Origin of the sequence: Halobacteriovorax sp. BALOs_7 (assembly GCF_003612895.1) — a bacterium.
Lineage (GTDB): Bacteria > Bdellovibrionota > Bacteriovoracia > Bacteriovoracales > Bacteriovoracaceae > Halobacteriovorax_A > Halobacteriovorax_A vibrionivorans.
This window is the reverse complement of record NZ_CP027772.1, coordinates 828130-850470: the sequence shown is the minus strand read 5'-3', so window position 1 is coordinate 850470 and position 22341 is coordinate 828130. Positions and strand designations below refer to the sequence as shown.

26 protein-coding genes and 1 riboswitch are annotated in these 22341 nt (G+C 34.9%); of the genes, 9 read left to right on the top strand and 17 right to left on the bottom strand.

Annotated elements, in window-relative coordinates:
- Window positions 1-124: 124 nt before the first annotated feature.
- The gene (locus tag BALOs_RS04230; RefSeq protein WP_115361163.1) at window positions 125-478 is read left to right on the top strand and encodes a hypothetical protein; all 354 of its coding nucleotides are present in this window, start codon (window positions 125-127) and stop codon (window positions 476-478) included.
- A 37-nt stretch (window positions 479-515) separates the two neighbouring features.
- Window positions 516-956, top strand: a complete 441-nt coding sequence (locus BALOs_RS04225) for a methylglyoxal synthase (protein ID WP_115361166.1) — start codon at window positions 516-518, stop codon at window positions 954-956.
- Here the strand turns inward: BALOs_RS04225 and BALOs_RS04220 are convergent.
- Both BALOs_RS04220 and BALOs_RS04215 read right to left on the bottom strand, forming a co-directional pair.
- On the bottom strand, window positions 953-2095 hold the full coding sequence (locus BALOs_RS04220; RefSeq protein ID WP_115361168.1) for a hypothetical protein: 1143 nt from the start codon (window positions 2093-2095) through the stop codon (window positions 953-955). The genes BALOs_RS04225 and BALOs_RS04220 overlap by 4 nt on opposite strands.
- 62 nt (window positions 2096-2157) lie before the next feature.
- A complete protein-coding gene (locus BALOs_RS04215) occupies window positions 2158-2643 on the bottom strand; it encodes a hypothetical protein (RefSeq protein WP_120404387.1) in 486 nt (161 codons plus the stop codon).
- Window positions 2644-2788: 145 nt separating this feature from the next.
- Here BALOs_RS04215 and rluF point away from each other — a divergent pair, with 145 nt between their 5' ends.
- The gene (gene rluF / locus BALOs_RS04210) at window positions 2789-3718 is read left to right on the top strand and encodes a 23S rRNA pseudouridine(2604) synthase RluF (RefSeq protein ID WP_120404386.1); all 930 of its coding nucleotides are present in this window, start codon (window positions 2789-2791) and stop codon (window positions 3716-3718) included.
- Between the two features lie 3 nt (window positions 3719-3721).
- Here rluF and BALOs_RS04205 read toward each other — a convergent pair whose 3' ends face one another.
- Together BALOs_RS04205 and BALOs_RS04200 are read right to left on the bottom strand one after the other, a co-directional pair.
- A complete protein-coding gene (locus BALOs_RS04205; protein ID WP_120404385.1) occupies window positions 3722-4393 on the bottom strand; it encodes a hypothetical protein in 672 nt (223 codons plus the stop codon).
- A gap of 92 nt (window positions 4394-4485) precedes the next feature.
- A complete protein-coding gene (locus BALOs_RS04200; RefSeq protein WP_120404384.1) occupies window positions 4486-5220 on the bottom strand; it encodes a hypothetical protein in 735 nt (244 codons plus the stop codon).
- A 192-nt stretch (window positions 5221-5412) separates the two neighbouring features.
- Between BALOs_RS04200 and BALOs_RS04195 the strand changes: the two genes are divergently transcribed.
- Window positions 5413-6447 (top strand): NAD-dependent epimerase/dehydratase family protein, encoded by a 1035-nt coding sequence (locus tag BALOs_RS04195; protein ID WP_120404383.1) that lies wholly within the window; start codon window positions 5413-5415, stop codon window positions 6445-6447.
- A gap of 5 nt (window positions 6448-6452) precedes the next feature.
- Here BALOs_RS04195 and BALOs_RS04190 read toward each other — a convergent pair whose 3' ends face one another.
- Complete coding sequence (locus tag BALOs_RS04190) at window positions 6453-7745, bottom strand: AarF/ABC1/UbiB kinase family protein (protein ID WP_120404382.1); 1293 nt, start codon at window positions 7743-7745, stop codon at window positions 6453-6455.
- 59 nt (window positions 7746-7804) lie between these two features.
- On the opposite strand from BALOs_RS04190, the gene BALOs_RS04185 reads away from it, so the two are divergent.
- Window positions 7805-8569 carry an SDR family NAD(P)-dependent oxidoreductase gene (locus tag BALOs_RS04185; RefSeq protein WP_120404381.1) on the top strand — a complete coding sequence of 255 codons (765 nt, stop codon included), beginning with the start codon at window positions 7805-7807 and terminating at the stop codon, window positions 8567-8569.
- Window positions 8563-9213 carry a flavin reductase family protein gene (locus BALOs_RS04180; RefSeq protein ID WP_120404380.1) on the top strand — a complete coding sequence of 217 codons (651 nt, stop codon included), beginning with the start codon at window positions 8563-8565 and terminating at the stop codon, window positions 9211-9213. Before BALOs_RS04185 ends, BALOs_RS04180 begins: the two co-directional genes overlap by 7 nt.
- A 19-nt stretch (window positions 9214-9232) precedes the next feature.
- Here the strand turns inward: BALOs_RS04180 and BALOs_RS04175 are convergent, their stop codons facing one another.
- From BALOs_RS04175 to BALOs_RS04160, 4 genes are all read right to left on the bottom strand, one after another.
- Window positions 9233-9667, bottom strand: coding sequence for a hypothetical protein (locus BALOs_RS04175; RefSeq protein WP_120404379.1), 435 nt, complete (start codon window positions 9665-9667; stop codon window positions 9233-9235).
- Between the two features lie 229 nt (window positions 9668-9896).
- A complete protein-coding gene (locus BALOs_RS04170) occupies window positions 9897-10427 on the bottom strand; it encodes a hypothetical protein (protein ID WP_115361187.1) in 531 nt (176 codons plus the stop codon).
- Window positions 10428-10549: 122 nt separating this feature from the next.
- Window positions 10550-11260 (bottom strand): cyclase family protein, encoded by a 711-nt coding sequence (locus BALOs_RS04165; protein WP_120404378.1) that lies wholly within the window; start codon window positions 11258-11260, stop codon window positions 10550-10552.
- 16 nt (window positions 11261-11276) lie between these two features.
- Window positions 11277-11618 carry a MerR family transcriptional regulator gene (locus BALOs_RS04160; RefSeq protein WP_162929541.1) on the bottom strand — a complete coding sequence of 114 codons (342 nt, stop codon included), beginning with the start codon at window positions 11616-11618 and terminating at the stop codon, window positions 11277-11279.
- Between the two features lie 78 nt (window positions 11619-11696).
- On the opposite strand from BALOs_RS04160, the gene BALOs_RS04155 reads away from it, so the two are divergent.
- Window positions 11697-12536 carry an MBL fold metallo-hydrolase gene (locus BALOs_RS04155; protein WP_120404376.1) on the top strand — a complete coding sequence of 280 codons (840 nt, stop codon included), beginning with the start codon at window positions 11697-11699 and terminating at the stop codon, window positions 12534-12536.
- Here the strand turns inward: BALOs_RS04155 and BALOs_RS04150 are convergent.
- Together BALOs_RS04150 and BALOs_RS04145 are read right to left on the bottom strand one after the other, a co-directional pair.
- Complete coding sequence (locus tag BALOs_RS04150) at window positions 12533-13846, bottom strand: M23 family metallopeptidase (RefSeq protein ID WP_162929540.1); 1314 nt, start codon at window positions 13844-13846, stop codon at window positions 12533-12535. The genes BALOs_RS04155 and BALOs_RS04150 overlap by 4 nt on opposite strands.
- Before the next feature lie 67 nt (window positions 13847-13913).
- Entirely contained in the window at window positions 13914-14417 is a 504-nt protein-coding gene (locus tag BALOs_RS04145) for a GrpB family protein (protein ID WP_158536842.1), read from the bottom strand.
- Between the two features lie 77 nt (window positions 14418-14494).
- Window positions 14495-14608, top strand: a riboswitch (TPP riboswitch).
- Here BALOs_RS04145 and BALOs_RS04140 point away from each other — a divergent pair.
- Window positions 14599-16638, top strand: a complete 2040-nt coding sequence (locus BALOs_RS04140) for a TonB-dependent receptor (protein WP_120404374.1) — start codon at window positions 14599-14601, stop codon at window positions 16636-16638. It overlaps the preceding riboswitch by 10 nt.
- Window positions 16639-16664: 26 nt before the next feature.
- Here BALOs_RS04140 and BALOs_RS04135 read toward each other — a convergent pair whose 3' ends face one another.
- A complete protein-coding gene (locus BALOs_RS04135; RefSeq protein WP_115361200.1) occupies window positions 16665-17642 on the bottom strand; it encodes a type II secretion system protein in 978 nt (325 codons plus the stop codon).
- Between the two features lie 258 nt (window positions 17643-17900).
- On the opposite strand from BALOs_RS04135, the gene BALOs_RS04130 reads away from it, so the two are divergent.
- Window positions 17901-19649 carry a cystathionine beta-synthase gene (locus BALOs_RS04130; RefSeq protein ID WP_120404373.1) on the top strand — a complete coding sequence of 583 codons (1749 nt, stop codon included), beginning with the start codon at window positions 17901-17903 and terminating at the stop codon, window positions 19647-19649.
- Window positions 19650-19657: 8 nt separating this feature from the next.
- Here the strand turns inward: BALOs_RS04130 and mnhG are convergent, their stop codons facing one another.
- From mnhG to BALOs_RS04105, 5 genes are read right to left on the bottom strand one after another with little or no spacing between them, the layout of a single operon-like run.
- The gene (gene mnhG, locus BALOs_RS04125; RefSeq protein ID WP_115361204.1) at window positions 19658-19954 is read right to left on the bottom strand and encodes a monovalent cation/H(+) antiporter subunit G; all 297 of its coding nucleotides are present in this window, start codon (window positions 19952-19954) and stop codon (window positions 19658-19660) included.
- Window positions 19951-20220: a monovalent cation/H+ antiporter complex subunit F gene (locus BALOs_RS04120; RefSeq protein ID WP_120404372.1), complete on the bottom strand. Its 270-nt coding sequence runs from the start codon at window positions 20218-20220 to the stop codon at window positions 19951-19953. Before BALOs_RS04120 ends, mnhG begins: the two co-directional genes overlap by 4 nt.
- A complete protein-coding gene (locus tag BALOs_RS04115) occupies window positions 20217-20540 on the bottom strand; it encodes a Na+/H+ antiporter subunit E (RefSeq protein WP_115361208.1) in 324 nt (107 codons plus the stop codon). Before BALOs_RS04115 ends, BALOs_RS04120 begins: the two co-directional genes overlap by 4 nt.
- Window positions 20541-20550: 10 nt before the next feature.
- Window positions 20551-22023 (bottom strand): complex I subunit 5 family protein, encoded by a 1473-nt coding sequence (locus BALOs_RS04110; protein ID WP_120404371.1) that lies wholly within the window; start codon window positions 22021-22023, stop codon window positions 20551-20553.
- Window positions 22023-22340, bottom strand: a complete 318-nt coding sequence (locus BALOs_RS04105) for an NADH-quinone oxidoreductase subunit K (protein ID WP_120404370.1) — start codon at window positions 22338-22340, stop codon at window positions 22023-22025. Before BALOs_RS04105 ends, BALOs_RS04110 begins: the two co-directional genes overlap by 1 nt.
- Window position 22341 lies beyond the last annotated feature (1 nt).

Here is a 22341-nt window from a genome sequence, read left to right as displayed (position 1 = left end):
GAAAAAAAATTCATCTTGTCTTGACTCCTATTTTTTTGCTACCATAGTATTATCGAGAGGTAACCTACTGAATTTACACCTCTAAAGAATCTTTTTTACATTACAACAGTATCAAGGAGGCTTTATGTTTAAAGAAAGTAACTCGGGTTTTTCGATGCAACCAATGGTTTCTTACTTTGGTATTGAACTCAATCAAAACCAGTATCAAAAGATTAAACAAAAACTTGATAGGCTCATGGATCGATGCCCAGTAAGTAGTTCTTATAAACTTGATTTCAAGAAACACCAGACGAATTATATCGGACAACTGACAATCCAGTCCTATGGTAAGAAGTTTTATGCAAAGAAAGTTGCCCATACACCTTATCTAACTTTCACACTGTTAGAAGATGAAATTGATGATCAACTTTTGAAATGGAAAAGAGAAAGGTTTAGTAACTCACTAGCAAAAAATTTATCAGGACCAAGGGTCGCCTAAGCTTTACTTCATTAAATAGTGGGCATAAACTAAGGCTATGACAAAGAAAACAATAGCCTTAGTGGCCCACGACCATAGAAAAAATGACCTTATTCAATGGAGCTTAGAACATAAAGAAAAGCTTCAAAAACATAAACTTTGTGCAACAGGTACAACAGGTAAGCTTTTAGAAGAAAAGTTAGGTGTTACTATTGAAAAGTTTCTAAGTGGACCTATTGGTGGTGACTTTCAAATAGGAACGGCCATTGTTGAAGGTAAAATTGATATGCTTATTTTCTTTTGGGATCCTCTTGAGTCCATGGCCCACGATCCTGACATTAAAGCGCTTCTTAGAATTGCAACACTCTACAATATTCCGATGGCCTGTAATCAAACTAGTGCAGACTTCTTTATCAACTCTCCTCTTATGGAAAGTAAATACGACAAGAAGCTTACGGTTTTAAATAATTACACAAATGCTCGAAAAAGTTATAATTAGAATTTCATATTTGTAACAGGACAAATATATTCTTCAAGACGCTTCTTATAGCTATCTTCAAATTCTTCACGTGAAACTTTAGCAAGAGTACTAAACTCAGACTTCTTCATTTCAGCAACAAGATCAAATGGTAAATACATCTCAAGGGCAGCAAGACCACCATCTATAGACTCAATAAGATTCTTGTAACCTCTAATATAACCGAAAGCCTCATCTTGTCTCTTATAACCGTCGTAGAATGCCGTTACAATTTCAGCTTTTTCTTCCATAGAAAGAAGATCACTTTCACCTAGAACCTTTCCCCAATCATCCATAAATGGTCCAACTGGAATTAAGAACTGAGATGATTTTCTAAGACACTTTGGCTGTCTCATGGCCATATGGCGGTGATTTTCTTTTGAAGAGAATTCTTTATTTACCTTTCCAGTGTAAACTAGAATTGGATCATAATTTTCATTTAACTGGTGCCCAAGCTTAAAGATTCGCTTATAGAAAGCATCTTCAGGGTCCATATTCCACTGAACCATAACTCGGTCAAGATCACCAAAATTGTGGGCCATAAGAGGAGCCGCTCTAAGGAAATTGATATGATCCCTTTCCTCACGAAGCTTTAGCATAATAAGCTCTTCTTTTTTTATCTCTTCTAAAATGACATCGGCCATATCGCAGGCAAGTTCAGTCTTACGATTTTTAACAAGAGCGCAATAAGCACCAATAGCAACACTTAGCCATGTTCCCTCATGAGTACTCATGACTGTATTATTATCGTTATTGTAGGCTTTGCGACTAGTTACTTGAGAGTAATCCCAAGTCCAAGATTCAATCGTTAAACGGGCCATCTTCTCTATATGCTTTGAGATATGCCCATGCTTCCAAAGAGTCTCACGGATTTGGTTATCCACATCGGTTGGAACAAAAGTACCAGCTGTTGCCCAATGAGCACTGATACAAATGTGGAAGTATTCAGCAAGATTAATATTATTTAGCTGTTTTAAATTCTTCTTGTAGAATTTGAGCTTTTCTAGAAAGGCCCTTTTCTCACCTGATGTATCTAGCTCACCTTTAAATAAGAAAGGGGCCGTGTTTTCAACGTGTTGAAGTAATATATTTGGTGCAATTCCTACACCTTGTAATGCCATACCGGACTTCTTCTTTTTGCTCATGGGCTTAGATAGCACAATAAAATAGAAGCTACTAGTAGTTAGTATTCTCTACAATTTTTGAAAACAATAATTCCATCTGCTGGTGAATCATAGAAGGCCTCTTCTAACTCCCATTCACTTAAACGAGAAGTACTAATACGCTTTTCTACAATTTTAAGCTCACGAGACTTCTCATTATATGTAACCTTTGCAGTATCATAAGCGATAATAGGATCAAACTTGCAAAGAAAGCGAAAGCCTGGAGCAGCATTACAACGCCCCCTATCTTTATCATAGAAAATATTTGTACCAGAGATTCGTTCATTGGCCCAAAACTGCCCTGGCCCCATTCCCCTTCTATCTTGATAGCGATATGTATATTCAATTCGCCCACCAGAGACTTCGGCATAGACATCACTTGCCTGATAAGGCTTGGTTTTAAAGTCAAAACGACGTAATTTTACAGATTTAAGATCATTACAATGAATTTGCGCATAAATTTGTGACGCTGCTACTAACATAGCAAAAGTAATTAAGATTTTCATAATTCCCCCCAGAATTTGGAAGCTAATGTATCAGAATGATTAAATAATTCACCTTTAACTTAGTGAAATGTAACTTTTACTCAAAAAATAGCAATAAATCGTCTTAAACTATATTTATGAGTTAAAAATATGTTAAATAACAGGCATGGAAAATAATAATTCAATGAGAATTAATAAATATATTAGTCAGAGTGGAATCTGCTCACGTCGTGAAGTTGATGATCTAATTGAACAACAAATCGTAAAGATAAATGGCAAGCTTGCTGAAATTGGAGATCGTGTATTTGAAGGCGATGTCGTAGAAGTAAGAGGCCAGGTTGTAAAACCAAAAGTTGCTGAAAAAGAAATTATTATTGCTTTAAATAAGCCTCGTGGAATTGTTTCCACAACAGAGAGTAGCGAAAAAGATAATATTGTCGATTACGTCAACCATGTTGAGAGAGTATTCCCAATTGGCCGACTTGATAAAGACTCACAAGGCTTAATTTTTCTAACTAATAACGGTGATATCGTTAACAAAATTCTTCGTGCAGGCAATAACCACGAGAAGGAATATGTCGTTACCGTTGATAAGCCCATCAATGATAAGTTTATTAATGGCATGGCCGGTGGAGTTCCGATTCTTGGAACTATGACGAAAAAATGTAAAGTCGAACAAATGAGCATGATGGTATTTAAAATCACTCTCGTTCAAGGACTAAATCGTCAGATTCGTAGAATGTGTGAATACTTTGGCTATAATGTAACAAAGCTAGATCGTATTCGTATTATGAATATAGGCCTTGATGGACTTGGAGTTGGTGACTGGCGAGAGCTCAACGATCAAGAAATTGCATCTCTTTATAAATTAATTGAAGGCTCTTCTTCAGAAGATCACCGCATTCAAAAAAGGTCTGCCCCTAAGGCCCAAGTTAAGAAAAAGCCACAACAACAGCAACAACGTAGAAAGAAAAAGAGTAAATACGACAAGCTCTTTAAAGAACTTGATAAAGAATTTAATTTAAGTGGAAAAACAACTAAGCGCGAAGAGAAACGAAAGCAGAATGCAAAAGGAAAGCATCGTCGTCGTAAGTAATAATCACTTTATCTTCCAAGTACCGTTTACATCTCGACATACCTCAACTATTTGTGAAGGTTGTCCCTCTTTATCAATAGTGAGTTCAATATTTAGAGTGTAACAATTATTCTTTTTATCTTGAGCGATAATTTCTAGACTTCCTGAGTTACCAGTTGTTGTGTTCTTCCAATACTCTTTTTTCTTAAGTTTTCCCGACTCAAGTAATTCACGACCAGTCTTTTGTAATATACGGGAATCTGATTTTGTTAATTCAATACCATTAAAGGTGAAGACACTTCCGATAAGAGCAAATGGAGCCTTTACAACCCCTTTAAAAAAACCAACGACAGCACCAGAGCTTGACTCTTCCCCTATATTCTTAGCATCACCAACAATATCACCAGCTCTATTAACAAGTTCTTCTGCACGATCTAAAAAACTTGGTACTAACTCACGAGTCATTTTGACCTCTTTTAAAATCTTAGGCAATTGAGAGACAAATTTATTAACCATTGGAAGTGATTTTTGAATTTCATTTGAGGTTTGCAATATACTTTGAGGGACTTTATCAATTGTGGCAGAGATTTCAGGTACAAGCTTAAACGCCCTATGAAACTCAATAGTGAAGTTTATAATGGCCCCTGCCAAAACAAATAAACTTAATGATAAAACATAGGTCGCAGCATTTTTCATACAAAGACAATCTTATCACGATGAAAACTTGAAAAGAGTATAGTTAAGTTAATTTAGAGTTAAGAAAATAACATTATGACAACCTAGGCTGATTAACAGCCGTTATAGATTAGCCAATCTTGATTTTTAAAGTCACCTTTTAAAAAGTCTTTATATGGAATTGCTAGAATCCCATCACCTTCATATCCATGAGCATCGAGAATAATCCACTCTTCCTTAGAATTGTTTAATTTTATCTCTAAAAGCCCAAAGAAATTCGTTACATTATTTGCTGCTCCAATATCTCCATCAATATTATAAACTTTAGAATAGACTGTATTCTTATCACAAGAGTTGGTTTCCTTTTTGACGTATTGACCATATTCAAGGTGTTTCTCCTTATTTTTTAAAATCAGTGCCATATAGAAATGATCCTTATCACCAACAGTCGTAAAATAACGTATTTGATCCTGAGGGGATTTTACAATCGTAGATAAGCATTGTGGAGGAATAAATAGTTGAACTTCCTGAATACGTCTCCACTTAATTTCCATCCCCTTTGGAACATTGTAAAAAACCATACGACTATCTAAAGGATTAATCTTTAAGAGAGCGCCTTTCGTCTTTTCACCACAGTTTTTATAAGAATACTCACTCACCTGTGCATTTATCTTTTTCTTACCTTTGCGAGTTGCTTGATAAACTTTTTCAGAATCTAGTTTAGAGAATTTACTTTCAAGAATTAAAGATTTTTCTTTTTCAACTAATTTCCCCGTAAATACTTTTACATTGTGCTTATTCAACAATGAAGAATTCTTTAAAAACTGAAAAGCATTAGAATTATTCATTAATAAAAAAAGAGAAATAATCAGGGACAATCGCTTCATTTTACTACCTTCATATGCTGAGTATTGATATCAATTTTAACTTACTAGAAAGAATCAATCTAGCTTAAACACTCCTATAACGATTAATAACAAGAACTTGACTGGGAGCAAACAGATAAATACCCTATTAAGAAAGTATAATAAGGGGATTTTATGCATATTGATAAAGACAAACCTATACTAGTAACTGGTGCTACAGGTTACTTAGCAAGCTGGATTGTAAAATACCTCTTAGAAGATGGCTTTACTGTACACTGTGCAGTTAGAGACCCACAAAATGAATTAAAGACTTCTCACCTAAGAAGTCTTACTAAAGACTCCAGTAAAATCAAATTCTTTAAATCAGATCTTATGATTGAAAACTCATATGAAGAGGCCATGAAAGGATGTGAAGTAGTTATTCATACCGCCTCTCCATTCTTTTATGACTTAAAAAAAGATCCTCAAAAAACATTGGTTGAACCCGCACTGAAGGGTACGAGAAATATTCTCAATACAGTAAATAAAATTGAAAGCGTAAAGAGAGTTGTCTTAACAAGTAGTATCGCAAGTATTTTCGGAGATACTATTGAGGCCAGTACCAGAAAAGATCCAACATTTACAGAAGCCGACTGGAATGACACCTCTTCGCTAGATCATGCACCATATTCATATTCTAAAGTTATGGCAGAGAAAGAAGCTTGGGATATCGAAGAAAAACAAAATCGTTGGCGTTTAGTCGTAATTAACCCATCTTGGATTATTGGGCCAGCAGTGAACCCAAAAGCAAGTTATGAATCAAAAAAGATATTCAAGCAATTCTGTGATGGAACAATGGCCTTAGGCTGTCCAGATATAAACTTAGCAGTCGTAGATGTAAGAGATGTTGCAAAAGCTCATATCAACGCAGCAACAAACTTCCATATTGACGGAAGAAATATTATTTCCGCAGCAAATTGTAACTTACTTGATATTGGAAGAATATTAAGAAATGAAGTGGGAGGTTTACTATTTCCACGCTTTCATCTTCCAAAGTTTCTACTGTGGTTAATTGCCCCATTTGTTGATTTCACAAGAGAGTACGTAAAAAAGAACGTTGGTCATCAAATATACTTTGATAACTCAAAATCCTTAAAGTTAGATCTTGTTAATTATCGTCCAATTAATGAAACGATAAAAGAATATTACTATCAGCTCTATCGTAAATAGATTATTTATTTGATAAGATCAGATTCACCAGATATTTCTAAAACTTCTTTTAGCAAAGACCGTACATCAAAGCATGCTTCTAGCTTTTGAAGAACAAAGAATACTCCGCCTATTTTTCGATCTAAGAATATCGTGTGACGAGAAGGGTTTCCAACAGCAACTTCTTTTATTAATCTTGGTGCCATCTCCATAACCTTATCGGCGACATTTGAGCGCCCCCAGTCATAAACTCCATCCTGAAAAGGGGCAGCTATAATTCTCGCATACTCCCAGAAAAAGTCCTCATTTGTTTCCTTATTCTTTGATAGATAATCCATATCATATAAGTTTTGGAAGAATAATTTTCGATCTAGATTTGCACAAGCAATGATTAGAGTCTGATAACCTTTTAAAAAACTATCTGGTGGAGTTTTTGAAGCACCAAAATCAATGAGTCCCCATTGATTATTAGGAAGTAAAATATAATTTCCCATATGAACGTCAGTTTGTACTTTTTTAAAGTGGAAAAGTTCAAGAAACATAAGACGCATAAATTCACGACCTAACTCATTACGGTCATCTTGAGAGAGATTTAGATTTTCTAACTCTCTTAAACTATGGCCATCAAGATACTCCATGGTAAGAACTTTTTCATTTGAAAATTCTTCTAAAATATCGGGAACTTTAAATTGAGGATAGTCCTTTAATAATTCTCTAAATTTATTAATTGATTTTGCTTCTTCTATATAATTAGTTTCTAAAAAGAGCATATCTTCAATCTCTTCATATATTTCACGAAGATCCACTTCCTTAGGAATGACATTAAGGATCTTCATTAACATTTTAAGTGCCTTCACATCATTCTTAATGGCCTTTCGTACACCTTTGTATTGGATCTTCATGGCATAGCGTGCATTTTCATATGTAGCCAGATGGACTTGCCCTAAACTAGCGGCAGCAATAGGCTCCTCTTCTATTTCCAGACGATCTAGAAAGTCTATAGGAACTTGAGTTTTGACTTGCTCCCAATCTAAATAATAAGATTGGTTCTCTAATTGCTTTAAAACTTTTTGGGCCTCAGGAGGTAAGAAGGCACCAGCATATGTAGAAAGAAGTTGCCCAGCTTTCATCAATGAACCTTTCATTACACCAAGTTCATTTGCTATTAATTCAACATGGGGGCCAATCCCACCACTTAGCTTATTTTTAAGATCTTCATTACGTTTAGACCAAACATCCTTGCCCATTTTCAAGGCCAATTTGGCAACCCCCATTTGTCTGGAGATAAATTTATTTTTAATTTTATTTATTTTTTTCATCTGTCCATTTATTCTAACACTAACAATATAAGATAACTCTATTTTTTCGAGGGCATATTATGTCATTCAGGCTTAACAGTTGTAATTACGCATTGATAGTAGGTGCTGGCCATGGAATTGGTTTTGGACTTGTTCATGCCCTACTAGTAAAAAATTCAAAAACTAGAATTATGGCCACTTATCGAAAAAGAGAAAATGCTGAAAAGCTCCTATCTTTACAAAGTGAGTACAAAGATCGTTTAGAGATCATACAAATAGATGCAACTAAAGAGAGTGAAATTTGTAACCTTTCAAATTCAATTAAAGAAAAGAATATTGGATTAGATCTCATCATCAACTGTATAGGTATGCTTCATAATGATGATATCTTACCTGAAAAATCTCTTAAGGACTTTAACTGTGAAGCATTTATTGAGGTTATGAGAGTTAATTCAATTGTTACACCATTACTGGCCAAACATTTTGAAAAACAACTCAATAACGATGTAACAAGTGTCTTTACAACGATTTCTGCTAAAGTGGGAAGTATTGAAGATAATCGCATCGGAGGTTGGTATAGTTATCGTGCTTCAAAAGCGGCCTTAAATATGTTGATTAAAACTATTGCAATTGAGTTTACAAGAAAGCGAAAGAAATGTGTTGTCTTAGCTGTTCACCCTGGAACGACTAAGACAGAGTTTTCGCAGCCATTTATTAAAAGAACTTCTTATAAGATTCACGAGACACATGAAACAGCATCGAATATACTAAATGTAATTGAGAACCGAGATAGTCATGACACAGGTAAGTTTCTATCTTGGGATGCACAGGAGCTTCCATGGTAAAAGACAACATAAAAAGAATCACTGAAGAGGATTTTAAAGCATTTGATGATCGAAAAAGAGTTAAGGTTATTAATTCTTTATCTGGCTTTAAATCAGCGAATCTAATTGGAACAATAAATAATCAAGGCCAAACAAACCTATCGATAGTAAGTTCTGTCGTTCACTTAGGCGCTTCCCCTGCTCTTATAGGCATGGTCATTAGACCAGATGTTTCCAGAAGGGATACTCTTAATAATATCCGTGAAAATGGTGAGTTCACAATTAATCATATCAATGAAGAAATAGTCGAAAAGGCCCACCAAACAAGTGCTCGCTATCCACAAGATGTAAGTGAGTTTAATGCTTGTAAACTGACTGAAGAAATTAAAGACAATTTTAAAGCTCCATTTGTAGCAGAGTCAAAAATTAAGTTCTCAGTTAAATTTGTTAGAGAAATAAAAATCGAAGAGAATGGAACACATTTTATTATTGGCGAGATAAAGAACGTCTACTTACCAGAATCTTGTATATGTGATGATGGCCATATTGATATTCATCTAGCTCAGACAGTTTGTGTATCGGGCCTAGATTCATACTCAAAGCCGAAGCATATAGGTAGGTTAAGCTACGCTAAACCAGATAAGGCCTTACATTGGATTAAGTAAGGCCTTAGAAAAATATTTATTATTCTTGAACTAAATTATTACATTCTATTAAAGTTTTTTGTTTCCAAGTAAATAGGCCCTTCTTTTGACCATCTATTTTAACCTCTGTTGGGTTTCCATCAGTATCTAAAGAAATATCAACACGTCCTCTTGTCACGGCATGACCATTTCTATGACCATTACAAGAAATCATAATGCCTGTCCCAAGAGATCCATCAAGATAATTAATTTCAGTCTTATCATCTGCACAATAAACAAAGTCAGCAAGTTGATAATCATTAGTAAAACCAACAACTTGTTGTTGATCACCCTTAGATAGATATAAAATAACTCCATTTCTTCTTTGTTCTTTTTCAACTACACATCCCTCACTATTTGAGAAGATCGTAGTTTCTGCATATGTCGTAAATTGTGAAAGAAAGATAACTGATACTATTAGTAATATTTGCTTCATATAAATCTCCATTTGTTTACTCTTTGTATCATGACTATTTTTGGCCTTAAATCGTAAATTAAAGATCGTATAAAACTTACAATACAAATTCTATTGTACAAAAGTATACACTTCACTCAGTGTTAAATATTCCCTATCTCCACAAAGTAAATGTGAAGTAGGGATATATAGTCAATTACGTGAAAGTATTAAGAAGTATTTGAATAAGAAGCTAAGTGCCTAGAATTACCTAGCAGCCTTCGAACTTTCCTCTTAGGCATTGTAGTTGCAGATCATATTTTTTTGAGCACATAATTAATGCTTTTGCTTTAGCTGATTCTTTATCTTTTGCAACACCAGTGAAGCTTTGGCGAAAAACATTTAAAGTACATGTTGTATCTTGATTCATATTTTTAATAATATGATCTTTTGTCATTAATTCTTCCTCTAGTTTTTTTATCTCTTGAGTAAGATTAATTTTTGTATTTCTAATGACTTGATCTTTTCTCTTAAGTTTGTGTTTTAAGGATTCGATCTCTAGGCTTAAATCCACATTCGTATTTTTAACTTGTAATTCAAGTTCTTCAAGTAGCTTAAGAGCATATTGATTTCTATCTTCTAATTTCTCTAAAGTTTTCTTTCTAGAGCCAAAGCTTTTTCCATCTTCAATGATTTCGGTATTTTCTTCTAGATGAATTAATATATCCTCGAATAAACGACTATCATTTGCAAAAGTATAAGAACTAGCAATAAAAGATATTAATAATATTATTGATTTCATACCGCCCCTAATTTAGTTATATCTGACAAAATAATATCTATGGATACAATAAATAATTGAGTCAGTACACCGATTTCTACTTCAACAAAGCGCAGACAACACGACGCAGCACTAAGGATTCATTAATTGATAAAAGACGACAGATCATTTTTATCAAAAAGTACTGCTGTAACAGGAGATTCAGAAGAGCCTTCCATATTAAGTGGAAAACAGTTAATGAAATACTCTCCTTCTGGAACCTCATTTAAGTTAATATTTTCGAGAATTAACGCATTCTTAAAGATTTCATTATGAATTGGCCTCTCACTTGAGCCTGGCATAAAATCGGATGATTTCCATGAGGTACCAAAGAGATTAAAGCTCTCAAAGCTTGTTAAATATCTTGCGGCCTCGTGTGAAAGAGTTAATACATGTTTTGGCTCATGAAAACCAAATTCATTCTCCTGTACATTTTCAACCGAAATTAAAACCTTACTAATTCCTTTATGGCCTTTTAATTTTTCTCTAATCTCTTCTTCTTGAATGACCTTTTGCTTAAGCCCATCACCTAATTCCTTCCAACCTTCATTTTTGAACTTTATAACAATACAAGGGCCAAAGAAGTGATTAGGGTTATTTTTAAAATAGAAGTCCGTAGACTTTCCTTCTTTCTGTGTATGTTTTGGTGTTTCAATATGAGTTAAACTATGGGGCCTTAAGATATGTGTATCATAATGCACTGGAGGAAGTTTACCCTCTTCAATTTTATATAAATTTTCTTTTTCATAAGCGACTCCCTCAAGCCACTCACCTTTTGAATTAAGCTTAATCGATGGAGAGATTATATAAGGCATAAGTATTTCCTCTTTTTTAAAGTGGGCAGTTTGAGTCCAGAAGATTTCTAATATTCTTTTGAAATTTCCTAATGACCTTGATTTGATTATCGAGTTCAAGCATCTTATCCTCAAGTTGCTTTCTCAACTTTCCATTAGGGTTATTGGTGGCCAATACTTTTGCAACAGTCTTTATCTCATTAAGAGATAAACCTAAATCCTTGGCCAGTGAGATTAAATTCAATAATTCCACTGCCTCAATTGGGTAATCCCGATAACCATTATCACCACGTCTAGGAACAAGTAGTTCCATCTTTTCATAATAGCGAATGGCAGAGGCTGCGACACCTGTTTTTTTTGATAATTCACCAATTTTCATAAGCCAACCTTTCATCTTGACCTTAAAGTATAGTTTAAGGTTTATACTAGTGTAAATCATCTTACAAAAGGAATACAAGTGAAACTATTAATTACAATTTTCCTCATGATTAATCTCTATGCAAACGAAGAATATCCACGCTTTTCAATAATAAAGACAGGAACCGCAAAGTCCCTTGAAGGACTTATCTATGAAGAAGGAAGCCTATTTAAAACAATGATGGTAAATCATGCAGGATTTCTTATTCAACATCAAGGAAAGACAATTCTATTTGAAACTGGGCTTGGAGAAGAAGTCGATTATCAATTCAAAAATGATATGTCTTGGTGGGCCAAGCCTCTTTTTGCTTATAAGAAAGAGCAGTCAATAAAAAAACAACTTAATAATAAATACACTATTGAAAGTATTATTCTCTCCCATGCTCATTGGGATCATGCGAGTGGACTTCGAGATTTTCCAAATGCAAAAGTAATTATTAGTAAAGAAGAAGAGCATGAAGTAAAACACCCCGTTGCAAATAGAACCTTTCCCACTCAATTTAAAGACGTCAAAACACAAAGTTTTCAATGGAAAAAAGAGTCCTATTTAAACTTTAAAAAGCATTATGACTATTTTGGTGATGGAACACTAATCCTTGTTCCTCTATTTGGTCATACATATGGCTCACTTGGACTTATACTAAACTCTAAAGACAAGAAGTATTTCTTTGTTGGTGATGCAATTTGGACGACGAGGCAGCTGGGGCCAATACAAAATAAAGCCGCAATATCATCAATTCTCGTTGATACAGATAAAGACTTAACTCGAAAAAAGATCGATGAGATAAAGAAGATGCAAGACAGAGGCTATATCATTATCCCTACTCATGATTACTACTTACATAACAAACTTGGTCTATACCCTAAATGGATTGATTAGTTTTCTTCTTGAAGAAAGTCAAAGCGATCAATTGCACTAGGAAAACGCTTAATCTTATCTAAGTTAGCAACAAGATACTTTGAATCTTTACTAATTTCTAGATCAGCAATTGTTCCTTTTATCTTTTGGACTTGTGTACGAAGATTTGCCAAACGCTCACCTTTTAGCTTAGGTGTTGCAATCATTCGTTTATTTAAAGGATTCATCCATCGACCACGACGATCTTTAAATCCAAAATGAAGATGAGGTCCCGTTACTCGTCCAGTTGCTCCAACAGTACCAATTACTTGATGAGATCTAACCCAGGCACCAACTCCAACACTTCGTCGGTTAAGGTGATAGTAATAAGAAGTTGAACCGTCACGATGGCGAATTGCGATTTTATTTCCTGCATACTTATTATAAGTCGACATAATGACCTTTCCTGCGGCCACTGCATGAACTCTTTCACCAGTGCGTCCCCTTAGGTCAATACCTCGGTGCATTGCTCTTCTTCCTGTTACAGGATGCATTCTCCATCCATAGCTTGAACGAATATGTAGTCTCGGTAAAGGATATCTTAGGCCAGCATTTATAAGGGCCTGTCCATCTGGAGTGTAATGAGCTGTATAAGTGGAACTTTTCTCTTTATCTTCATAGAAATAAGCATCATGGCTGCCGGCCTTGATTCCACTATAAGATGTGAAGAGAACTTTTGTTTGAACAGTTTTTTTATCGTGTTTTCTTTCACTTAAAAGAACTTTATAACGATCTCCTGCTCGAGCGTGCATTCTAAAGTTTACTTTACATAGAAGAACATTTACCACTTCATTAACAACTGATCTTTCAAGACCTAATGCAAGAAGATCATCTTGTAGAGTTGATCCTGTTTTTAGCTGTCCCTCGATCATTCGAGGCTGCCAATATGTTTCCAACTCCTCTAAAGAATAATCCCATTTTCCAGAATTTTCATTAAGAGTTACTACATGTGTTTCATATTCATTTTGAGAAAAAGAAAATTTAATAAGATTATTAAATTCATCATAGGTTGCTTCAAGACGATCACCCACTTTAAGCTTTGAAAACTCAACTTCATCTCTTAGCTGATTGATTAATTTCAAGGCCTGCTTATTATCGATATCAATACTTTTTAAGGCCTGATATAGTCCCTGTCCTCTTTTAACCTCACCTTTTTTAACAATATTTGCATGGCGAAGTGGACTTGCAATCATCATTTCTGATGATGCCTCAACACGCCCAATTACATGTTGGGTTTGGTTACAGCCATAGAGACTACTCAATAAAATTAAACTAATAAATAATTTCGACATCTTACCTCTAAGCATAGCAAACTTATCGGAAAAGACCAAAATTTCTTGATTACAAATACAATGAAAATTAGCGAATCTTTGAAAGGACGGCCTCAATAAATCTTTGTTTCATACCCTCATAAAGAGCGAGGTCATTAGAGTGATTTTCCACGAGATTAAGCTTAGCATTCTTATACTCAGTGGCAATCATAGGCTCAGCATTAAGATAGTCTCTAAAGTCTAGAATATCATTAATCCTTTCATCACCTTTCTTTAAAATCTTAACATTTGTTAGAACGCGATCACCTTCTGGAGCCTTTCGCTCAAATACAAATTGCTGAGATTCATTTGAAACTAAAGAGAAGCCATGGGCCATAAATTCATTACGGAATAATTCAATCCCATCAAGGGTATGAACAACACACAGAATATCTAAAGTAGGACGGGCCAAAACATTAGGCATCGCAGTTGATCCTATATGCTCACAACCAATGAAGTTATTTCTTAAAAGTTTTGCAAGAGCAGCCTCTTCCTTTGCAAAAACCTTCAACCAAAAATCATCATACGCTACTAACTCTATCGTCTTATCCATGGCCAAACCTAACACTTTGCTTACAACTTTGGCCATGAATGATTTGCATATTCAAAATCAATATTGTATTCATTAGAAAATTTACACAAGGGAGCTACACCAAAATGTGGCTGAGAATAACGGGATATGGCCGTAAAACCTTCTAACTTGATCCAGATAATGCTGGCGTAAGGAGACACAGATGAGACTACTGTTCGTAGTGCTATTTTCACTAATCACAACTGCCCAAACAAAGAATGATGCCATCTATATTTATGGAACACTTATAGAAAAAGACTATTATAGCGATAGTAATAGTACTTCTGTTCGTCAAGCTAAGGACATACAGAAGTCTTTAAGCACAGATATGAGTGAAGCCTTCAAGATAATACCAAATCTAAATACAGCAAATGGAAGTTCTCGTTCAAGCTTTTTCCAAATTCGAGGAATTGGGGAAAGGTCTGCGTATGAAGCAATTTCCAATTATTCAGTGGGAGTAATGGTAGACGAAGTCGACTACACAGGAATATCAGGTATTACTAATCTTAATGGTTTATCACAAATTGAAGTATTTCGTGGGCCACAGGCAACAGACTTTGGACCTTCTGCAATGGCCGGAATGATTCATTTAAAATCTCAAGACCCAACAATAATCTCTAAGACTAAAACCTATCTATCATATGAGTCATTCAATACCTTTGAAGAAGCATTAAGTTACACCGGTATGCTTTCTACAAATACAGGGATGTCCATATCCTTTAATAAAAGAGATAGTGATGGCTTTATGAAAAATGAGTATCTCAATCGCACAGATACAAATGGACAAGATGAACTTGCTTTAAGAGCAAGCCTTAGACAAGATTTCTATGACTCGACTTTAACCCTCGGCCTTCATTATTTCGATAAGAATAATGGCTACGATGCTTTTACACAGGATAATTCCTACACAACTAGATCTGATAAGCCAGGAAAAGATAAGAGTGAAACTTTCTCTCAATACTTAAAATTTGAAAAAGAGTTTAATGCAAACTTAATGAGTACCACAATATTTACCCATATAAAGAACGACTCATTTTATAGCTATGATGAAGACTGGGGCAATAATCCATATTGGAATTCTCTTCCAGGTTATAATGCTGACTACGATTACAATATAAAGTTCCCAAGAAGTCGCGAAGACTTCTCGCTTGATCAACGTTTTAATATAAGTAATCAAAGTACTTTTGGCATCTATATAAAATCATCAGATGAAGACTTTAAAGAAGTTGGATACGAAGATGGAAATGAAAGAAAGAATATTCAAGGAGATATTAGAACTGAATTAGCTTCTGTATATGCTCAAAGAATTCATGATTTAAATAATAAGCTATCTCTTGAATACGGCCTTAGAGGAGAATTCCGAAAGGTCGATTACAAAGAAAATAATAGTGGATCAAATTCAAATATTCATACCGAAGATCTCATGTATGGTTTTAATATTTCAATCTCTAAAAAAGACCTGTTGGGAGAACTTGCTTATCTTAAGATAGCAAAAGGCTATAAGCCAGGAGGTATTAATACTCAATCAGCAGTGCCACAGAATCGTAAGGAATTCAAGCCAGAATCTCTCTACTCTTTAGAAGTTGGACAAAAAGCCAAATTAGATGACTCCCGTATCTCACTAAGTACAGCACTCTTTTTTATGTATAGGGAAGATGCACAAGTTAAGACTTCTTTTCAAGATGATCCAATGGACCCAAGCTCATTCACTTTTTATACAGATAATGCAACAAGCGGTATTAACTACGGAGCAGAACTTGAAGCAAGTTATAAACAAGAACTTGGCTTTAATGCACTATGGTCTATTGGACTTTTAAACACGAGATATCGTAATTACAATATCGGAACAAGAAACCTAAATGGCCGACAAATGCCACATGCCCCAAACTATCAAATAAACCTAAATCTTGAGTATAAATTTAAGTCAGGAGCTTATATTGGAGGAAACCTCTTTGCATCCGATGACTTCTATTTTTCAAACTCACACGATTTAAAATCACGTCCATATCAATTAGTAGATGCAAAGATTGGATACAGAAATGAAAGTCTAGATATTTCTATTTGGAGCAAGAATGTATTTGACGAAAATTATTCTTTACGTGGATTCTATTTTGCGAATATGCCTCCAACTTGGCAAGATGAACTCTATACTCAAAGAGAGGCGCCACGAAGCTTTGGAATAACAGGAAGATATATATTTTAGAAGGGGGCAAGTCCCCTTCTAAGTTTTTACTGACAACAAATTACAAAAACTTTCCCTTGGGTCATACGGCTATCGGGCTGTGCAACACATCTCCAACCATCACTTCCCACTGGATAGTCTTTTACAATACGATGGCCATCATACCAGCTATTACTACAACCACCACCTGTTCGAACCCATCCTTCTTCACAGTTTACAGTTTGAATAGCACAATAACCTCCACCACATGAATGAGTTGGTGGTAGATTTTTTTCAAGAACCTTACAAGTCGGAGTTCCACCAACTTTTTTCCATTGCGTCCCATCACAGAACTCCATGGCCTTATCGCTACTATTATACTTCATTGTTCCTTCAACAGAAGCATTGCAGGTTGATTGATTTCCAATTTTAATACCACCGTTAACATCAAGTTTTGTAACAGGTGAATTTGTCCCGATACCAACATTTCCAGCATTATAGTAAATATCATTTGGATCTGTGGCACTTCTTGAAAAGATAGTACTCTCGCCATCACTCAATGTACGACAATCAATAATAGCATCTGAAGGGTCAACCTGTACCCATAGCTTAATCTTCTTCACAAGCTCTTCGCTATAAGTATTCTTTCCCTTATTAAATTGAATAACAAGATGGGTCTCACCAGTTGAGCCCGAGTTTACGCTAACTTCACTAGCTGCTGAACTAAGTCTAATTGACTCTATCGTCACACCATTATACTTCTTATTTAAAATGTAACGGTCTTCATTAGTATCATTTCTTAATTGTGAGATAGGACCTGAATCATTAGCATTAAGACCTTGAAAACTATTCTCACAAGCAGTGGGAGTAGCTAACATTGACCTCATCTCCCCTACGATTTGATTAATTTCACTAGTTGAACTTGCTGTCTTCATGGTTTTCATGCTTGTACTGGTCATTCGCATCAATGCTAAAGCGAGGATGCCGATTAAGCCTGCCGCAACCATTATTTCAACTAAAGTAAATCCTCTATTTCTTAAACTCATAATAATCCCTATTTAAATTCATTATAACATGACTCAAGTTACACAAAAGCCCTCTAAGACTCTGAAATCACAGAAAAGATGAGTAAGAAAATTAACTAAGTCCATTATAATTATGAACTATAATAATCTTAGCTAACGCAACGAATCCCACTAACCCTTTAAGATACATAAAATCTTCTTCACAAGGCCGACATATCGATATTTTTAACGTAAACTGGTCCATCAAAGTTGATATATATAATTTAAGGAGTCATACTCATGGATAAGACAATCAAGGATAAATTAGCGCAAATTATCGAAAATATGCCTTCAGATTGGCTACGCTTAACAACACATAGACTCGATATTTACAATGAGTCACTAGCAAAGGTTGAGTTTCTTCAAAAGCTTGAAGAGATTACAAACTTTGAAAATCAAGAGTTAGAAAGATTACCAACAGCTTACGACTATATTCGCCTAGGCCATCCTCTTTCATGTATTCTCGAATGGGCCATCGCCAAGGCATCGAATTTAAATCCAGAAAGTGTTATTTCATTCTCTTCTCAAAGCATGCCAATCCTTGCAGTACTGAGAGCAAATAAATTCTTAGGAAAGAAAACCCAAATCGTAAGTGAAAAGCCTATTTCAGAACTTTTTAGTAGTGTTTATCAATATGACTTTATTCAAACACAACAGCTGGAAAAAGACTTTGATGGTACCACGATAGTGATCAATGGTAGTGAAAAGGCAGATATAAATGTAACGCTTTTTGATAATCTTGGAAGTGTCATTTCAGTAAATGATAATAATATTGATTATATTAAAGAGATTCAACATGTAAGACGTCGAGAATCAATTGCCATGACTCCGCAAAATTGCCTAACAGCAATCAAAGGTATTTTAGGTGAAGCTGGCCGTGGCATAACAAAAACAGACACGTCAGAGCTTACAAAAACAATACAAGAAATTACAAGTTCAAATACACAAGTGGCCTTTAGTAATTGTGGCCTATCAGCTCAATACGCAATCATGATGGGACAAGTCCACTTTGCTAATGATAAACACCCTGGAAAGGATATCAAGTTTATCGTTCCTCCTAATTGTTACGGTGGTACCAATGATCAAGCAAGACGTGTTGCTGCTTGTATCGACAATGTTGAAATCATAGATCTTCCTGTAGATAGTGGAAAAGATATGGTTACTGAGCTTGAGAGAATTTTAACAGATGTAGCACACGCTGATGCTGTCCCTTTTATTATTGGGGAAATTCCCACAAACCCTCGAGTTGAAATACCTGATTTAATAAAACTTCGAGAAACTTTAAAGAAGCCAAGGTTCACTAATGATGGGGCCACTGCAGTTGGCGCTGTTTTTAATCTCGACCAAACATTTTGTCCAAATGTTAAATTCTTTGGTGATCACGGCTATCTAAATGATGTAAAAGTAATTTCATATGTTAGTGGATCAAAGTTTCCAAGTGGAGGTCTTTGTACTGCAGGATATGCTGTTGCAAGTGACAGTGCTGCGGAATATATGAGTTACGTTGAAAATCATCTACAATTATGTGACAACGAAGCAACTGATTTACAACTTCAAATTTTAACTCGTGAAATGCCTAGTATGAACGAAAGAATTGCAAAGGCATATGCCAACACTCGTGGCTTTGTAGACTATATTCAAGACATACTACCAAAAGCAAAGATCAACTTTGTTTCACATGAATTAGCAGATGCGACTTTTACTCCCTCTGTCTTCTCTCTCGATCTACCAGCGCGCAACGAGGAGCATAAACGAGAACTAAATCACAAGTTAATCCGTATGATGATTGACGCTATCCCGGAAGAAAGCAAGCACTGTGTGAGTTATGGACAACTAAAAGGTTGTTACTGGACTGTGCCTGCCACATCAACTCAAGGAACAACTAAGGAAAGTGACAAAGACTATATTGTACGAGTATCTGTAGCAGCAGATTTTAATCTCGCAAAACACAAAGAAGTATTCAAAAGATTCGTTAAAGAGTCATACTAAGAGCGAGGCTAAGCCTCGCTTTCTCCATTACTCATTCTTTTTTTCTTCGCATACGCCAAGGCATGTGTTGCAATTGGCGTTGTAATTAATAAGAAAATAAAGAGTGTAAAGTTTGTAATTACAAAATTTAAGTCTGGAATAATTAAACTTGAACCAATCAGAACAAGAGCAGCACCAAAAGCAGACGCTTTACTAGCAGCTTGTAACTTCATATAAAAGTCTGGCATCTTAATAAATCCCACTACTGCAAGGAATACAAATATAGAGCCTAAAAAAATTAAAATTTCTCCTATAAGCTGTATCATTTATCCTCCTTACTCATTTCAGATAAGTAAAATGCAAAAACAAGTGCAGTCACAAATCCAACAATTGCTATTAACTGGGCAATATTTAAGAAAAAAGGATTTCTATTATTTGTATAAAGCATAAGAAAAAGACTAACACCAGTCACACCAATCAAGTCAAAAGCTAATACTTTAACAAGCACATCCCTTTCTTTTACAGCTTCAAAAACAAGCAATAAGCAGGTTAGAATGATAATACCTGTTGAGATCATCATTAGTATACTCATCGTAAAATCCTTAGAACTCGACTTTCAATTTGTTCTTTAAACTCTTTAATGGCATCTTCTTCATTTTCTAAAAACATCATGTGAATATATAAATATGAATTATCAGGTGCCAAATCAATAACCATTGTTCCCGGTGAGAATGTAATAAGATTTGATAGCAATGCTATTTCAAAATCAGTCTTAACCTCTAAAGGAAACTTTATTATCCCAGGTGAAGATAAGTCTTTAGGCGTAATGACGTCCTGAGCTACTCTTAATGCTCCTAAAGACAAGTCCCAAAGATAGAGTACAACGAATTGTAATATATACCATAACTTCATAAATACCCCGTTAATAGCCTAGTCCTAGTCTTGCGACATCTCTTGCTAAGCGAAAAATTAGAAGAGGGTTAAAACTTAAGACTAAAGTGAATAAACAAAGTAAAAAACAAGAAATATAAGATCGTATAATTGATGATCTTGAAAGAGTATCAATTGACTCTTGTTCTTCACCCCAGAAAACCCCACTCCATATCTTGACCATACTATAGAGAGTAAAAAAGCTCCCTATGATCATTGGTAAAATTATCCATATGAGTCTGCTTTCCACAGCGATCTTAAATAGTCCTAACTTTGCCCAGAAACCAGAAAATGGTGGGATTCCAATTAGACTCGCCGCTGGAATCATAAAGAGAATTGATATCAATGGAGATGCTTTAAAGAGTCCTCCTAGTTTTGATATTTTCTCTGATGCAGCAAAATTCTTTACCAATCCAGAAACAAAAAAGAGATTTGTCTTAACTATAATATGGTGAAAAATGTAAAAAAGAGCACAGGCCAATGCGAGATTCTTAATTGCAATATTAGGATGAATACTGAAACTGACACCTACACCTATAAAACCGACCTGGCTTATAATATGATAACTTAAAATTTCTCTTAGTTTATTTTGAACAACTGCGCACCATACCCCAATCAAAAGAGTAAAAATTGATAAAATAAGAATGATCCAAAATAATTGTAAATCTGCAGGAAAGACCTGGCCAAAGATTCTCATCATTGCATATAGCCCAAGCTTAGTAAGCAGACCGGCCAACACGCCACTTAAACCAGGTGATAACTTCGGGTAACTTTCCGGTAACCAAAAAAACAGAGGGAAAAAAGCAGATTTAATAGCAAATGCTCCAAATAGGGAGATCGCAAGAGATCGTACTAAGCCAGGATCATTAGTATATAAAAGTGATAGTCTTTCATTTAGAACCTGAAAGTCTAAAGTTTTAGTAAACTTATAGATGAAAGCGATAGAAATAAGAAAGATCAGACCACTTAAGAAATTAAGAACAATATACTTAAAACCACTTTTAAGTCGCTTCGTATTCCCATCAAGAACGACGAGAACATAGCTACTCATTAAAGTAATTTCAAACCATACAAATAAGTTAAAAAGATCTCTAGTAAGAAATGCACCAGTTAATCCTAAAAAAAGAGTATTATAAAGAAAGTGATAGACCTTATTTCTTTCTACTGTCACACCAGGATAAGCATATAATGCACCAGTGAAGTAAATCGCCCCAATTACAAAAATCATCACTCCAGAAAAGAGATCATAACTAAGACTGATACCTATTCCACTCTCCCAACTACCAGCAACAAATGTAGAAGGCTCTTGAAAAGAGAAGAGAAAGTATCCTGCTAATGCGAAATAAATTAATGAGAATATATTTGTAAATATAGTTCGTAATTTATCTGATCTTTTAAATAAAAGAGATAATGATGCCGAGATCATTGGTAGCATTAATAATATAATAAAAATATTATCTATCATTATTGTGCCTCCTCTTCTTTGCGAACATCATTAATTTTCTTTACTAAAGAAATCACAAAACAAAGAGTTGCAAATGAAATAACGATTGCTGTTAAGACGAGTGCTTGAGTCAATGGATCAGCAAAACGTACAGTAGAGAATGCCTCCCCTTCACCATTAAAAGGATAGCCATGGGCCAAAACATTACCGATAGAAAATATAATAAGGTTTGCACCATTTCCTAAAGTAATAATAGCAAAGATACAATTTACCCATGTATTCTTTAACAAGAAAAGCAAACCTACTACAATGAATATACAACCAACTATAAATGTCATT